The 15,186-nt window shown below is 69.1% G+C and carries 14 protein-coding genes; 9 read left to right on the top strand and 5 right to left on the bottom strand.

Annotated elements, in window-relative coordinates:
* Positions 1–226: 226 nt before the first annotated feature.
* A complete protein-coding gene (locus Q0741_RS04980; RefSeq protein ID WP_298232089.1) occupies positions 227–919 on the top strand; it encodes an antitoxin Xre/MbcA/ParS toxin-binding domain-containing protein in 693 nt (230 codons plus the stop codon).
* Complete coding sequence (locus Q0741_RS04975) at positions 912–1,547, top strand: RES family NAD+ phosphorylase (protein WP_298232088.1); 636 nt, start codon at positions 912–914, stop codon at positions 1,545–1,547. Before Q0741_RS04980 ends, Q0741_RS04975 begins: the two co-directional genes overlap by 8 nt.
* 49 nt (positions 1,548–1,596) lie before the next feature.
* Here Q0741_RS04975 and kynA read toward each other — a convergent pair whose 3' ends face one another.
* Positions 1,597–2,433: a tryptophan 2,3-dioxygenase gene (gene kynA / locus Q0741_RS04970; protein WP_298232087.1), complete on the bottom strand. Its 837-nt coding sequence runs from the start codon at positions 2,431–2,433 to the stop codon at positions 1,597–1,599.
* A 23-nt stretch (positions 2,434–2,456) separates the two neighbouring features.
* Positions 2,457–3,332 (bottom strand): alpha/beta hydrolase, encoded by an 876-nt coding sequence (locus tag Q0741_RS04965; RefSeq protein ID WP_298232086.1) that lies wholly within the window; start codon positions 3,330–3,332, stop codon positions 2,457–2,459.
* A gap of 143 nt (positions 3,333–3,475) precedes the next feature.
* Between Q0741_RS04965 and Q0741_RS04960 the strand changes: the two genes are divergently transcribed.
* The 3 genes from Q0741_RS04960 (at position 3,476) to Q0741_RS04950 (ending at position 5,469) form a co-directional block, all read left to right on the top strand.
* A complete protein-coding gene (locus Q0741_RS04960) occupies positions 3,476–3,997 on the top strand; it encodes a pyridoxamine 5'-phosphate oxidase family protein (RefSeq protein WP_298232085.1) in 522 nt (173 codons plus the stop codon).
* A 47-nt stretch (positions 3,998–4,044) separates the two neighbouring features.
* The gene (locus Q0741_RS04955; RefSeq protein WP_298232084.1) at positions 4,045–4,290 is read left to right on the top strand and encodes a DUF2789 domain-containing protein; all 246 of its coding nucleotides are present in this window, start codon (positions 4,045–4,047) and stop codon (positions 4,288–4,290) included.
* A 162-nt stretch (positions 4,291–4,452) separates the two neighbouring features.
* Positions 4,453–5,469, top strand: a complete 1,017-nt coding sequence (locus tag Q0741_RS04950; RefSeq protein ID WP_298232083.1) for a universal stress protein — start codon at positions 4,453–4,455, stop codon at positions 5,467–5,469.
* Between the two features lie 15 nt (positions 5,470–5,484).
* On the opposite strand, the gene Q0741_RS04945 is transcribed toward Q0741_RS04950, so the two are convergent.
* From Q0741_RS04945 to Q0741_RS04935, 3 genes are all read right to left on the bottom strand, one after another.
* Entirely contained in the window at positions 5,485–6,357 is an 873-nt protein-coding gene (locus Q0741_RS04945) for a DMT family transporter (protein WP_298232082.1), read from the bottom strand.
* Positions 6,358–6,442: 85 nt separating this feature from the next.
* The gene (trfA, locus tag Q0741_RS04940; protein WP_298232081.1) at positions 6,443–7,249 is read right to left on the bottom strand and encodes a plasmid replication initiator TrfA; all 807 of its coding nucleotides are present in this window, start codon (positions 7,247–7,249) and stop codon (positions 6,443–6,445) included.
* Positions 7,250–8,474: 1,225 nt separating this feature from the next.
* Positions 8,475–9,764 (bottom strand): replication initiation protein, encoded by a 1,290-nt coding sequence (locus Q0741_RS04935; protein ID WP_298232080.1) that lies wholly within the window; start codon positions 9,762–9,764, stop codon positions 8,475–8,477.
* A 507-nt stretch (positions 9,765–10,271) separates the two neighbouring features.
* Here Q0741_RS04935 and Q0741_RS04930 point away from each other — a divergent pair.
* From Q0741_RS04930 to Q0741_RS04915, 4 genes are all read left to right on the top strand, one after another.
* Positions 10,272–11,471: a ParA family protein gene (locus Q0741_RS04930; protein ID WP_298232079.1), complete on the top strand. Its 1,200-nt coding sequence runs from the start codon at positions 10,272–10,274 to the stop codon at positions 11,469–11,471.
* Positions 11,468–12,583 (top strand): ParB/RepB/Spo0J family partition protein, encoded by a 1,116-nt coding sequence (locus Q0741_RS04925; RefSeq protein ID WP_298232078.1) that lies wholly within the window; start codon positions 11,468–11,470, stop codon positions 12,581–12,583. The genes Q0741_RS04930 and Q0741_RS04925 overlap by 4 nt, the downstream gene beginning before the upstream one ends.
* Before the next feature lie 160 nt (positions 12,584–12,743).
* Entirely contained in the window at positions 12,744–13,922 is a 1,179-nt protein-coding gene (locus tag Q0741_RS04920) for an MFS transporter (protein WP_298232077.1), read from the top strand.
* A gap of 536 nt (positions 13,923–14,458) precedes the next feature.
* Positions 14,459–15,007 carry a pre-peptidase C-terminal domain-containing protein gene (locus tag Q0741_RS04915; protein ID WP_298232076.1) on the top strand — a complete coding sequence of 183 codons (549 nt, stop codon included), beginning with the start codon at positions 14,459–14,461 and terminating at the stop codon, positions 15,005–15,007.
* Positions 15,008–15,186 lie beyond the last annotated feature (179 nt).

The raw sequence follows: 15,186 nt of genomic DNA, 5'->3' as shown, positions 1-15,186 counted from the left end.
ACCTGAAGACCTCGCCGGTGAGCGTGTACGGCTTCAAGAACGGGCAGCCCGAGGCGATTGCGTCGTTCTGAGACAGGCCGCTTGCACGCGGCGCAGATCGAGCCCCTTGTACTGCAGAAGACACATGGGGTTGAAGCGCCGGGGGCGCGACGGTCAGGCGCAGCGATGGGGCGGTGCGTGGCGGCAGGCAAGGCAACCGCCTCATGTTTTTCATTGTTTTGCTAGCATGGACACGAAAAACACGCCGCCAACCATGCCACGGCCCACCGCATCCATTTCCTTCGAAGTGACGGTGCAGCGCTCCAGCGCCGACATCGAGCGGCTGCGCCCGCGGCAAGAGGCGCTGCGCAGCACCGTATCGGCCTTGGCCGAGATCGCCACCGAGCGGATGCTGGCCCAGCGCGAGCAGTTGCACGAGCGCCTGGTGGAGGACTTCCTGCAGGGGGTACAGCTCACGCCGCTGGACGTGCGCCGCGCGCGCATGACGGCCGAAGCCCTCAAGGACATCTTCCTGAATGCCCAGTGGCTCAGCACCGAGCAGATGGGCGAGCAGGCCGAATTGGCCGAGGCGCTGGCCTGCGGGACGCCGGCGGCCATTGAAGACCTCCCGGCCGCGCAGCGCCGGGCGGCAGCTTCCCGGGTCAACCGCTGGAAACGCGAGGGGCGCCTGTTCTCTATCCCAAGGCAGGGGCGGGACTGGTATCCACGCTATGCCGTCGATGCCATGTTTCGGCCGCTGCCCATCATCCAGCGCGTCGTGGAAGCCTTCGGCGAAGGTTCGCCGCTGCGCATCGCAAGCTGGATGGAGTCGCCCAACGCCTACCTGGACGGGCAGCGGCCCCGAGAGCTGCTGGAGAAGGCACCACAGGCAGTACTGCACGCGCTGGAGCAACACCGCGTGGGCGCGCTGCATGGATGAGCTCGTCGCCGCCCTTCGAAGCACGCCTCACCTCGCACGGATCAATCTCGATGGCTGGTGGCGGGTGCATCCTGGCCGCTACGCCGGCGATGCCTTCAACCCCAGCGCCGACGGCAATGCACGCTTCAGCCCGCTGCGGCGCGCCGACGCCTCGGTGCTGCCGGTGATGTACGCGGCCGACAGGATCGAAGGCGCGCTGATGGAGACGGTGTTCCACGAAACCCCCTGTCCCTCAGCCGGCGCACACCTGCGGCGCGCGGACATCGAAAGCAGCTCGCTGGTGCTGTCGCAGCTCAGCTGCCGGGAGCCGCTGCGGCTGATCGATTTCAGCAGCACGGGGCTGCGCCGCGTGGGCTTGGCCAGGGGGCAGGTCATCGACACCAATGCCGTGCGCTACCCGGCCACGCGCGCGCTGGCACGGCATCTGTACGAGCGCACGCCGCAGGCGCAGGGCCTGCTGTGGATGTCCAGGCTCTTCGACCAGAGCCGCGCCGTGATGCTGTTTGCCGATCGGATCCCGGCGGGCCACATCGGCGCCGCCGCGCCGCCGCGCAGCCTCCTGGAGGCCGGCGTGGAGGAAATGATCATGGACTTGGTCGATCAGCTGGGCATGCGGTATCTGAGCTGAACTCGGCCCTGCCCATCACGCGGCATGGCACGCGGCCCCAAACGCGCGCCTACAAATCCGTCCTCAACTGCCACAGCTCCGGAAACAGCACCACCTCCAGCATCTTGCGCAGGTAGCTCACGCCGCCGGTGCCGCCGGTGCCGCGCTTCAAGCCGATGATGCGTTCCACCGTCGTGACGTGGCGGAAGCGCCAGAGCCGGAAAGCGTCTTCCAGGTCGGTGAGCTTTTCACCCAGCTGGTACAGCTCCCAGTGGTGCGTCGGGTCGCGGTACACCTCCAGCCATGCCGCCTCCACGCCGCGGTCGGCCTGGTAAGGCAAGGTCCAGTCGCGCTCCAGGTGCGAGGCCGGCACCGCCAGGCCGCGCCGCGCCATCAGCCGCAGCGACTCGTCGTAGAGCGAGGGCGCGCGGTACGCGGCCTCCACCCGCGCCAGCAGCTCCGGGCGGTGCGCGTGCGGCTTGAGCATGGCCGCGTTCTTGTTGCCCAGCGCGAACTCGATGCAGCGGTACTGCGCGCTCTGGAAGCCGCTGGAGCTGGCCAGGAAGGGCCGCATCGCGCTGTACTCCGGCGGCGTCATGGTGGAGAGCACCGTCCAGGCGCTCACCAGCTGCTCCAGGATGCGCGTGACGCGCGCGAGCATCTTGAACGCGGGGCTGAGCTCGTCACGCCGCACGCAGTCCATGGCCGCGTCCAGCTCGTGCAGCAGCAGCTTCATCCACAGCTCGCTGGTCTGGTGCTGGATGATGAAGAGCATCTCGTCGTGCGCGGGCGACAGCGGGTGCTGCGCGCTCAACACCTCGTCCAGGTGCAGGTAGTCGCCATAGCTCATGGCGCGGCTGAAGTCGAGCTGCGCGCCCTCCTCCGTGACGATGCGTTCGGTGCTCATCGGGGTCCTCCTCCTTCGTTGGGTCAAACGCCCAGTGTCCGCGCCAGCCAGCGGCTGGCCGCGCCCGCGGGGTCTTGCAGGCCGTGGATCACGGAGAAGTGGTGCGCCTGCTCCACCGGCTGCAGCTCCACCAGGTTGCCGGCGTGCTGCCAGGCTTCGGCGAAGGCGGCCGACTGGCGCGCGAACTCCGCCGATTCCAGCGCGCCCCAGGTGACCCAGGCGCGCGTGCCGCAGCGGCGCACCAGCCGCGCGGGCGAGTTGCGGCGGATCACGCCGTCGTCGAGTTGGATCATCGGCTGCAGGTAGCTCCAGCGCAGCGGCTCCAGCTCGTACAGGCCGCTGGCCAGGAAGGCCGTCGCGAAGGGGTGGTCCGGCAGGCCGTAGTCGCGCTCCCAGGGCGTGAGCAGGCACATCGCCGCCAGGTGCGCGCCGGCCGAATGCCCGCCGATGGCCAGCCGCGCCGGGTCGCCCCCGTGCTCGCCGATGTGGCGCAGCACCCAGGCCACGGCCGCGCGCGCCTGGCGCGTGATCTCGTCCAGGCCCACGCGCGGGCACAGCGCGTAGTTCACGACCACCGTGGTGATGCCCAGCGCCTGTGGCCCCAGCGCCACACCGCTGAAATCGGCGGCGCTGAAGGAGCGCCAGTAGCCGCCATGGAAGAAGACGAACACCGGCGCGCCGGGCTGCGCGGCGGGAAAGATGTCCAGCGTCTCCGCCCGCGTGGGGCCGTAGGGCAGGTCCAGCACGCAGCGCCGCTGCTCGCGCGCGCGGCGGCTGGCCTCGGCGTAGTGGCGCATCTCGGCGCCGGGGTCGGACACGAGCAGCGAGGGGTTGTACTGGCGGTCGATCTCGTCCTGGGTGCGGAAGTCGCGGTACAGCGGCGAGAGGGTGCTGGTCATATGGAAAAGCTCCTGTGAGGCGCGAATCGGCCGGGCCTGGGTGCGGGACGGACCGGCCCGGGGGCGGGAATGGGCCTTGCCGAGGGTGGCTCCCGGGCCTGCCGGCCCTCAGCCATCTCCGAACACGACAAGGAAGCAAGCACATGGGCAGCCAACACCCTTCTACCCCGGAAAGCAACGACATCGCCAAGCTCTGGGAGCTGATCAAGGACGTGCGCTTCGGCATGCTGACCACGCGGCACGAGAACGGCCACCTGCACTCCCGGCCCATGACCACGCAGAACCGCCGCGACGACGAGGCCGACGCGCTGTTCTTCTTCATGTCGCGCAGCGGCGAGCCCTTCGCCGACCTGCAGCGCGAGCCGCAGGTCAACGTGGCCTACGCCGACCCGTCCGGCGACACCTACGTCTCGGTCTCGGGCCTGGCCGAGGCGGTGGAGGACGCGGCCTTGCGCCGCGCGCTGTGGAATACCGCCAACCAGGCCTGGTTCCCCAACGGCCCGGACGACGCGAACGTGGTGCTGGTGCGCGTGCGCATCACCCACGCCGAGTACTGGGACGTGCACGAAAGCAAGCTGGTTCAGCTCTACAAGATGGCCCGCGCAGCCGCCACGGGCCAGCCGCCCAGGGACCTGGGCGACCATGGCCAGGTGCGCATGCACTGAGGCCGAAGCGGCTGTCCCCTCCTCCGGCACGCGAAAGGCGGCAACGCATGGAACTTCCCAACCACGCCCTGAAGGACCTCTTCGACCAGCTCGGCCTGCCCAGCGGGCGCGGCGACATCGAGCGCTTCATCGAGCTGCACCGGCCGCTGCCGCAGGAGATGCGGCTGGCGGACGCCCCTTTCTGGAACCCCGCGCAGGCGCAGTTCCTGAACGAGGAATTCCACGACGACGCGGACTGGGCGCCGCTGGTCGATCAGCTCAACGTGCTCTTGCATACGCCGACGCAGCACTGAGCCACCGGCCCGCGCCGGGCGGATGCCCGGCGCGGCAGCCCCCGTGCAGAGATCACGCGCGCCCGCTGCGGGACGGGGGACATCCGGCCCGGCTTGAGGCTGATCCAGTGCCGGTGCCGCGCGAGCGGCCACACTGTAGGTTTGTACAAGTACCGGGTTCCCATGTATTCCCACCTGCTCGTGCCGGTGGATGGCACCGCGCTGTCCACCTTGACCATCTCGCAGGCCGTGCGCCTTGCTCAACTGCTGGGAGCACGCATCACCTTCCTTCACGCCGAGCCGGACTACGGCGGCACCGGCGAAGGCGCCCTGCTGCGCGATCTCGATCCCGCCTGGTTCGCACAGGAGGCCCAGGGTGACAGCGCCGCGGTGCTGGGCAAGGCCATGGCCGAGGCCGGCGCGCTGCAGGTGCCCTGCGCCGGCCACGCCAAGGTCACGGACCGGCCGGCACAGGCCATCCTGGAAGCGGTGGAAGAGCTGGGCTGCGACCTGGTCGTGATGGCCTCCCACTCGCTGCACGGCCTGCGCACGTGGCTGTACGGCTCGCAGACCGAGAAGGTGCTGCGCCAGTCGCGCGTGCCGGTGCTGGTGACGCGCAGCGAGCGCGACGAGCCGCTGACGGCGGCCGAGCGCGCCATCACGGCGCTGATGGATGAGCACCGCTCGATGGCCGTGGTGGTCAAGGGCTTGCAGGCCCTGGCCAGCGAGGCCCGCCAGGGCGGACGGCTGGACGTGGCGACGCTGCGGCCCATGCTGCAGTACCTGCGCGACTTCCCGGAGCGGCTGCACCACCCCAAGGAGGAACGCCACCTGCACGCGCGGCTGCTGCAGCGCCACCCCGCGGCGCAGGCGCTGCTGGCCGAGCTGGAACGCCAGCACCAGGTCGAGTACGAAACCGTGCGGCGGCTGACGCGGCTGGCGGACCGCTGCGCCGCCGGCGCGCCCGAGGCGCTGACGGGACTGCAGGACACCGTGCAGACCTTCGCCGAGGCGGTGTGGGCGCACATGAAGCTGGAGGAAGGCGCGCTGCTGGCACTGGCGCGCGAGCACTTGCACGAGGAGGACTGGGAGGAGATCGCCGAGGCCTTCAAGGCCAACGACGACCCGGGCCTGGGCCGCTACGAGGCCGAGGACCTGCGCAAGCTCTTCACGCGCATCGCGCGCTGGGTGCCGCACTGAGCGAGGCGGGCCCCCTCAACGGCTCAGTCCCAGCGCGCCCGGCTGCCGCCCCCAGCGGTTGATCAGCAGCGAGGCCAGGATCACCGCGCCGCCGGCGGCCAGGCGCGGCAGGTCGGCGTCGCGGTTCCAGATCAGCAGGTTCACCACCAGTCCGGCGGGCACGTGCAGCTCGTTCATCACGGCCAGCGTGCCGGCGTCCACGCGGGTGCTGCCCAGCACCCACCAGTACATGCCCAGCGCGGTGGCGAACAGGCCCATCCAGGCCAGCACGCCCCACTGCACGGGCGTCTGCGGCAGCTTGCCCAGGTCACCGAAGAGCAGGAACGAAGGCAGCGCCAGCACCAGCGCGCCCAGGAAGAAGTGGCCGAAGAAGCGGTGCAGCGGCACCTCGGTGCGGTAGCGCGCCAGCAGGTGGCGGCACAGGATCTGGCCGGCGGCGAAGGTCGCGTTGGCCACCTGCAGCAACACGAAGCCCAGCAGGTAGCTGCCCTCCAGCCGGTGGAAGCGGATGATGGCGCCGCCGCCCACGGCCACCGCCGCGGCCAGCAGGGCGCGGCGGTTGAAGCGGCCTTCCAGCGCATCGTCGATCAGCGTGACGTAGATCGGCGTGAGCACCGTGAACAGCAGCACCTCCGGCACCGTCAGCACGTTGAAGCTGCGGTAGAGGCACAGGTACGTGATGCCGAACTGCAGCGCGCCGGCGAGCCAGAAGCCGCCGATCAACCGCCGCGGCAGGCCGCGCCAGACGGTGATGGGCACGAACACGGCGGCGGCGATGGCCACGCGCATCAGCACGGCGAAATCGCTGTCCACCTTCCCGGCCAGGTACTGGCCGATCAGGCTGAAGGAAAACGCCCACAGGACGGTGACGACAATGAGATGCGGCATGACGGGGCGCTTGCGAAAGTCTCAAAAGCAAAACCCGCCACCATAGCCTGTCGCTCCCGGCCCGCATGGAGCGGCCGCCGAACGCTCAGGCCGCGGGCAGCACCTTGGCGGCCTTGCCCCGGGTGCTGCGCGTGACGTGGACGATGTCGGAGCCGTCTATGGTCCAGGCGTCCAGGAAGCCCTCGGCAACGAGCTGCTGCAGCGCCACGCGCAGCGCCTTGCGAAAGTCGGTGAGCCGCGCGGCGCGCGAGCCGGTCAGGCCCTTGAGCGTCTCCACCTTCAGCGGATAGGGCGCCTCGTGGGTGGAAAAGTAGCTGTGCAGGTACTTGGCCAGCGCGCTGCGCAGCCGCAGCCGCTGCTCCCACCAGACCTGCGTGTAAGCGCTGGGCCCGAAGAGCTTGATGATTTCCGGCTCCAGCCAGACCGTCCACTTGGACCTGGGTTCGTCGCTGTCGGCCGACTTGCCCATGAACTTGCGCACCAGCGCGCCCTGGTAGAGGTAGAAGGTGTCGCCGCTGGTGGCGTCGGAGCTGAGCCGGATGCTGGTGAACTGCAGCCGGTCGAAGCTGGCCTTGAGCCGGTTGTAGCCCTCGACGCTGCGCTTCCAGCCCAGCTCCTTGAGGAAGGAATAGGCGGTGAAGCTCACGGCCTCGCCCAGGGGCTGGCAGCGCGCCAGGTGCATGAGCTGCAGGAACACGTCCTCGTCGTCCTGGCGCAGCTCCTCGCCCCGCATCGTCAGCACCCAGCCGGCCAGCGTCTGGATGGTGCGGTGCTCGCGGTAGAAGCTGCGCGGCTCGTTCTGGTTGCCGACCGTGAACAGCGAGGAGCGCGCGATGGGATTGGGCAGGCCCCGCACCCGCTCGTGCCACAGCGGCAGTTGCGTCGGCTGCACGGGTAACGGTGCGCGCCGGTTCGGCGGCGAGGTGCGGTGCTGGGGCATGGCGGTGCGGAGGTGGTCGGGGCAACGGTGGGAGTCTGGAGACGATGCGGCCAAGCGCGGCCTCGCAAACCCGCTGCCCGCCACCCGGTCGGGCAGCGGGAGCCGGAAGGCGTGCCTGCGTCGGTTCGAGGCCTGCATCCAGGTTCCGGCTCGCGCCGTGAACACAGTGTCCCGGGGCGCTTTCACCGCCCGCAAGCGCACCGGTTCGCCCGCTGACTCCCGATGCACGCCCTTTGACTCCCGGTGGACACACGCCTTGCTCGCGGACACGCCTTCTGGCTCCCGCGGTGGGCGCCATGGTCGGCCACTCGGCGCAGTTCGGCCAGCAAGCCCACTGGCTCCCAGGCCCCGGTGCCCTGCCCTCCGGTAGCGCCCGCTGACTCCCAGCCGAAGCCGCCGCCCAGGACAGACGCCCGGGGACTCCCGCGTCGGCACGCAGTGCTGTCCAGGGAACGTCTCGGAGCCTTGGCCGTAAGCTGGTCGGGTCCGACAGCTACTTCGTCATCCCCGCGTCGGTTTTCAACTTTCCCCGGACGGCAGTGCGTGCACGCGGGAATCCAGGCAGTTCCACCTCAGCGCGAAGCCTGGGTGCGGCGAACCAGGACTCGACCCCCGCCTTTCCGTCTGCTCTGCGGGCAGAGAGGCCCGAAGCCAAGTCTCTCCGCCTCTGCTCGCGCCCTGCCTGGGCTTCGCATGCGGGTGGGAGTCAGCGGGCAAGAGCGGCTCGCCTTCCGACTCCCAGTGGCTGTTCCTGTCTTTGGCGACGGGTTCATGAAGGCCGTCTGAGGATCGGCTGCCCGGCCGCTTCCTGATGGCTGCCTTGTGCGGGCCCGCACTGGTGCCGCTCGAAGCGCGGCACGCCTTGTGACTCCCGCCGTCCGGCGATTCAAGAAGGATTCAAGGAGATTCAAGAAGATTCGGCCCTGTGGACAAGCCAGCCAAGTGACTGTCACGGCTGAAACTTCTGACTCCCACCCGGGAGTCGGAAGGCGTGGGTGAGGGAGTCAAGAGGCGTGGCTTGCGGGAGTCCGAAGGCGTGCCGCGCGGGAGTCATCGGGCGTGGGGCCGCGAACGCCCAGGGCCGGAAAGCGGGAGTCCGAAGGCGAACCGGCGGGAGTCAGCGGGCCGGTTGTGGATAAGTTGAGACGGTGCGGACGGGCTGCGGCGCGGCCGGCCGCTATGGCTCGCCGCGCTCGCTGAACAGCCGCTGCAGCCAGGCCAGCACCACGGGCGACCGCCAGTCGCCGCTGTCGATGCGACGCACCATCAGCGGCGTGGACACGCCGCGCTCGATGACCCAGCGCCGCAGTTCGGTCAGCCAGCGGCCTTGCGCTTCCCGCGACAGCGCCTCGAACACCGCGGCGAACTCCTGGATGCTCTGCCGGGGTGCCGCCGCCTCTGCCGCCGTAGCTGGCTGCTCCGGCAGCCGCGGCGCATGCGCCACCTCGGCGGGCGTGGCCGGCACGGCCGGGCGGCGCGGCGTCTTGTCGGCGATGCCGTGCAGGATCCACTTCAGGTGCGAGAGCCGGTCCTGCACCGGCGTACCGCCGGACAGGTGCCGCGCCAGCAACTCCAGCGCACGCGCCACCGCCTCGCCACCGAAACGCTCCTCCAGCGCGTCGAAGTCGCGCTCGGCCAAGCCCAGGCCCAGGGCCCGCGTCACCAGCGCCACGTCCACCGGCTGCTCGCTTTCCGCCGCGGCCGGGCGCCGCTCGCGCGGGCGCACCTCGAACTGCAGATACACGCCGTCGGGCTCCTTGTGCTCGACCAGCGTGACCTCGATCTCGCTGAGCTCGTTGATCTCTCGCAGGGCCGGCACGACCAGTTCGCTCTTGATCTTGCGCCACTCGCGCTGCTTGGCCTGGTCGCTGCCGCGCAGCACCGGCACCCACCAGCTCCAGTGCTGGCGCGTGGTGCGGCCTGTGGTTTTGTAGCGCACGCAGATCTCGTACAGCGCCACCGCCGCGTAGGTGCCCAGCCGCGCGACCGTCTCCAGGCTGATTTGGGCCCAGCGGTCCGGGTCCGTCATCTGCTGCCGGATGGCGGGCGGGTACCACCAGCGCACCCAGTTGTCGCGCCCGACCTTGTAGATCTCGACCTGCGACACGAGGGTGAACATCAGCAGCCGCTCGCCGGCGTCTGTTTGCGCCCCGTCCGGCGGCACGTCGCCGGACGAGAGCTGCCGCCATTCGACCTTGGTCGTCATCATCTCGTCGAGGTAACGCTTGAGCGACGCGGCCGCGTTGCTGTCGGCGCCGAAGCCGCGCAGGATGGCTTTCAGCGGCGCGGCGTAGCCCGCGTCGCCCGTGTCCCCGGCGCGTTGGGCCATGCGGCCCATGACGTTGTAGGCCTTGCGCGCGGTCACCGTCAGTGGCCGGTTGGCCGGGACGATGGCGATGATCGCGGCCGGCTTGCGGAACACCTCCGCCGCCACCTCGTGCTGGTTCGTCTGGACGCCCTTGGACATGGCGTGAAAGTATATGTCCAGGCAACCATGGACATAGTCCACACGATGGAACCACCGGCAAGCGGGCCTCGATACCCCTTAATAGTCAAAACGCTGGACATTTGGCCGCCTTTCCCGATGACCGACCGGGCTCCCATCTGCGCCGTCCGACCAAGTTGTCCACAGTGCCGGGCGCCTTGGTGGCTCGTGGAAAGTCAAAACGCGGGACAGCGACAGTCAAGACGCTGGACGTGTTCAGTCAAATCCCAGGACGGAAACTGGGGAAACCCTGGACAGTCATCAAACGTAAGTCATTGATTTTGAATAATAAAATTCAATTATCCACAGCCCTAAAGGTATTAAAGGGGTTAAAGACTGCTTAAAGAACGGCCCCTTGGAAAGTTCGTTTCCATGACTTCAGTCCAGCGTTTTGCAGTCATTCGTTCCTGAAAAATTCGTTGCCGCTCATTTTTCAGGATCGCTTCTACAATTCAGCGCAACGCAACGACGATGCAGGAGAACGCACTCTTGGAAACTACCGTACTGAATGAAGACGATGGCATCACGCTGGAAGCCATCGACGAGCAGGCGGAGCGGGTGAAGGCGGTGGTGTCACAGATCCGCGGCACGATGCTGGCGCCCGATTCCCGCAAGCAGCCGCCCACTTTCTCCAGCGGCGACCTGGCCGAGCTCACCGGCTGGGACAAGTCCAAGGTGCTCACCCGCATCAAGAAGGGCGACCTGCCCGTGGGCACGCTCTCGCCCAGTGGCGCGCGGCGCGAGTTCACCCTGGGCGAGGCCCGGCATTGGGTGCGTGTCGCCCGCGAAGGCGACCTGAGGCCGGCCGGCACCACGGCCGTGACGGTGTGCATCGGCAACTTCAAGGGTGGCGTGAGCAAGACCACCACCGCGGCCACCGTGGCGCAGGGGTTGAGCCTGGCTGGGCACCGGGTGCTGCTGATCGACTGCGACCCGCAGGGATCGCTCACCACGCTGTTCGGCATCCTGCCGGACTCGGAGGTGGAGATCGGCGACACGGTGCTGCCGCTGTTCAAGGGCGAGCAGGCCGACGTGTCCTATGCCATCCGCCAGACCTACTGGGACGGGATCGACCTCGTGGCCGCGGCACCTTTCCTGTTCGGCGCCGAGTTCACGCTGCCGGCGCGGCAGATGGCCAACCCGAACTTCGAGTTCTGGAAGGTGCTGGACCTGGGGCTGGACGCGGCACGCGAGGAGTACGACTTCATCATCATCGACACCCCCCCTGCCCTCTCCTACACCACCATCAACGCGCTGATGGCCGCCGACGGCATCGTGATGCCGCTGCCGCCCAATGCGCTGGATTTCGCCAGCTCGGCGCAGTTCTGGGACCTGTTCTCCGACCTCACGAATTCCCTCATCCGCCAGCGTGGCGGCACCAAGAAGTTCAGCTTCATCGACGTGCTGCCCACCAAGGTCGAGAGCACCGACCAGACCGGGCTGATGGTCAAGAAGTGGATGGCCACCGCCTATGCCGACAAGCTGGTGCAGGTGGAGATTCCCAAGACTGCGGCGGCCAACACCTCCTCGGCCGAATTCGGCACCGTCTATGACCGGGTGGCCAATGCCAGCGCGCGCACCTTCAAGCGCGCCACCGAGGCCTACGACCGGCTGGTGGACCTGATCGAGGACCAGGGCCAGCTGTTCTGGACCCGGCAGCTCGACCAGTTGCGTGGAGCCGTGCGATGAGTGGCACCCGCAAGGAACGCAAGGGCGACAACATCGCCTTCGTGCTGCCGCCGGCGCGCTCCGCGCGCGCGCCGCAGGAGCCGGTGCCGGCACCGGCTCCTGCGGCGGAGCGCCCGCCCATCGTGCCGCCGGTGGTGGCGCGGCCCAAGACCGGGCCGGGGCTCACCACCATGGAAATCCTGGACAACGCCACGCTGCGCCAGAAGGTCGGCGAACTGGAGCAGGAAGTCTCGCGCCTGGCCGGCGAGCGCGGCGCGCTGCAGCTCGATGCGCGGGAGGTCGCGCCCAGCCGTTGGGCCAACCGGCATGCCGACTCCTTCAAGGGCCCGGACTTCGAGGCCTTCAAGGCCGAGCTCCTGGACGCCGGCGGCAACGTGCAGCCGATCCTGGTGCGGCCGCTGGAAGACGCAGTGCCCGGCGCGGCGCGGTACGAAGTCGTGTTCGGCCACCGGCGCCACCGTGCCTGCCTGGAGCTGGGACTGCCGGTCAACGCGGTGGTCAAGGCCCTGTCGGACCGCGAACTGTTCGGCCACATGGAGCGCGAGAACCGGTTGCGCCGCAACCTCTCGGCTTACGAGCAGGGCTTGATGTACCGGAAGGCGTTGGACGAGGGCATGTTCCCGTCGCTGCGCCAGCTCGCCGCCTTCATCGGCCGAGCGCCCGGGGACGTCTCCAACGCGCTGCACATCGCCCAATTGCCGCAGCCGGTGCTCGACGCCTTCCCCTCACCGAACGACATCCAGTTCCGCTGGATCAAGAAGCTCAAGGACGCGCTGGAGCGCGACCGGCAGGCCGTGCTGGCCGCGGCGAGCCACGCGGCGGCCGAAGGGTTGGCGGCGGCCAAGGTGCTCAAGCTGCTCAGCGGCGCGGGCGAGGCGGGGGGTGTTAGACGGTCTAACACCCCGGACGCCGGTGCGGCGAGCCCGGCGCTGTCGGCGCCGGCCGAGCGCCGGATGGACCTGGGGCAGGGCCGGCAGGCCGCGATCCGCCACGACGGCGCCCGTACTGTGCTGGAGATCGATGCCATGCTGCTGCCGCCCGAGCGCTGGAGCGCGCTGGAGAAGGCGCTGCGGCGGCTGGTGGGGCAGGGCGGTGCGGCGGAGCGCGGCTGATCCAGCCCGTGAAGAGGCCGCGGAGCCGGCGGCGCAAGCCGCGCCGAGGACCAGCCCGTGGACCAGTGAGTGACGAAGCGGCCCTCGGGCCGCTTTTTTCATGTGCCGCTGCGGCGAGAATCGCCGCCCCGTAGTTTTCCGCACGCGCGGTTTCGTCTGAATGTCCTCAGCTGTACCGGCGCCCTGGCGCCAGGCCTCGCCCGCCGTTGGCGTGGTCCTCATCGCCTTCAACCTTCGGCCTTCACTCATGGGCATCGGCCCGCTGATCAAGCAGATCGAGGCTGACACGGGGCTGGCTCCGTCGGCCCTGGGCCTGTTGATCACGATGCCGGTCATCGCCTTCGGCGCGGTATCGCCCCTGGCCGCTCCCCTGGCGCGGCGCTTCGGCCTGGAGCGGGTGCTGGCGTTTTCGCTGTGGCTGGTGGTGCTGGGCGTCGTGTTGCGCTCGCTGCCGGGCACGGCGTGGCTGTTCGTGGGCGCGGGCCTGCTGGGCGCCGGCATCGCCGTGGGCAACGTGCTGGTGCCCGCGGTCATCCGGCGCGATTTCCCGGGGCGCATCGGCACCATGACCTCGCTCTTCGTGACCACGCTGGCGGGCGTGGCCGCGGTGGGCGCGGGGCTGGCGGTGCCGCTGGCCGGCGCGCTGGGATGGCGCCTGGCGCTCGCGGTCTGGGCCGTGCCCGCGGCCCTGGCCGGGCTGTGGTGGCTGCTCGTGTCCAGGGGCTCCGGCGTCGCCGCGGGTGCGGCGGTACCGCCGCCGTCCGCCCGGGCGCCGGTGTCGATCTGGCGCTCGCCCCTGGCCTGGCAGGTTTCGCTGTTCATGGGGCTGCAGTCGCTGGCCTTCTACGTACTGGTCGCCTGGCTGCCGAGCCTGCTGCAGGACGCCGGCCTGTCCGCGGCCGCGGCCGGCACCTACGCCTTCTTCTACCAGGTGGCTTGTCTGAGCGGCAGCCTGCTGGCGCCCCTGGTGGCGGCGCGCGCGAGCGGCCAGTCGCGGCACGCAGTAGCCGCGTCGGCCTTGTCGCTGGTCGGCTTCATCGGCCTGGCCGGGCCGGCGCCCTCCCTGATCTGGATCCTGCTGGGCGGCCTGGGCTCCGGAGCCAGCCTCGCGCTCTCGCTGGCTTTCTTCAGCCTGCGCACCCATAACCCGCTGCAGACCGCCTCGCTGTCCGGCATGGCCCAGTCGGTGGGCTACAGCCTCGCGGCCCTGGGTCCTGTGGGCTTCGGCTTGCTGCACGACGCCACGGGTGGATGGCAGGTGCCGCTGGCGGCGCTCTGGGTGCTCGTGGGCCTGCAATGCTGGGCCGGCGCCGTGGCCGGGCGGGCGCGCAGGATCTGAGCTCGTCGGGGCAGACCCGGGGCGCTTGGCCGCAAGAAGGCCAGTGTCCGCCGAAGCGGCGTAGCGCTCCGCGTCCCGGCCCGGCGCTCGGCCGGTAGAACGCCGGGCCAGGAGCCGGCGGCGACACGCCGCCGCGGGTGGGTGTTAGACCGTCTAACACCCGCCGGGCCGGTAGCGGGGCCGTGTCGCTGGTCCAAGCCCTTGGGCTCCCAAAGCGCGCTCCCCAAAGCCCTCATGGGTGCCGGGAAAGAAAAAATGAGTGCAGTTTCTTTTATCGAAGATTATTGAGGATTATTTTTATTATAACTCCAGTACATGTAGACACAAGCCGCCACGAGTTCAGATAGGGCGAAAAAGTGGAATGTGATGTTGATGGCTTTCTTGCGCCCAACAACTCCCTGAAGTTGTTATGAGAAGCGCCGATTACCCTGGTAACAAGCGCTGAGTACCAACACTCCTTCGCCGCCCCGTCGGCCGTTGACCTCGATCCGTTCTTTGGCATCACGCCCGATGCCAACGTCTACGAATCCGACAGCGTGAAGCACACCACCGTGCAGGGGACGCTGTCCGGCTTCAACAGCGTGGCCTGGTACTCCTTCACGGGCCAGGCCGGGCAGCAACTGTGGGCCGACCACGATGACGCCATCAACGGCGACACGCTGCTGGACTCGGTGCTGTCGCTGTTCGATGCCGACGGGCACCTGCTGGCCAAAGGTGACAACGCCGACTTCGATCCCGGCACCTTCAACAACGGCATGGACGCCGTTTCCTACAACGCTTTCCTGGGCAAATACACGCTGCCCACCACCGGCGTGTACTACCTGGCGCTGACGTCCGCTGGCAACGGCGGCGACGACTTCGGCTGTTCCGGGGAGAGTCTGATACAGCCCGCCGGCACAGGCATTAGCGGCTTGCAGTACACGGGGTGCAGCGCGGACTTCGCCCTCACCAACGAGGGCAGCGCTGAGGGCAGCTATACGCTGCATGTGAGCCTGACCAGTGGTTCGGCCGTGCCCGAGCCCGGTTCGCTGTCGTTGGCCGGTTTGGCGCTGGCTGGGCTGATGCTGCGCCGCCGTCGGCCCTGAACTGAGCTGCCGCCCCCGTGCTCGGGGCGGCCAGGCTGTTTGCTCTAACACCACAAACAACTGCGACAGCGTCTGTGCTGGGGCATGGGCTCGCCCGGAGCCCGCCCAGGGCCGGCGCTCGCCCCTAGGAGGCTGTCGGACTTCTCGGTACGTCTGGGGCGCTGCTGACATCCTGGACA

The sequence above is a fragment of the uncultured Azohydromonas sp. genome (assembly GCF_937926365.1).
Lineage (GTDB): Bacteria > Pseudomonadota > Gammaproteobacteria > Burkholderiales > Burkholderiaceae_C > Azohydromonas.
This window is presented reverse-complemented; position numbering and strand designations above follow the sequence as displayed.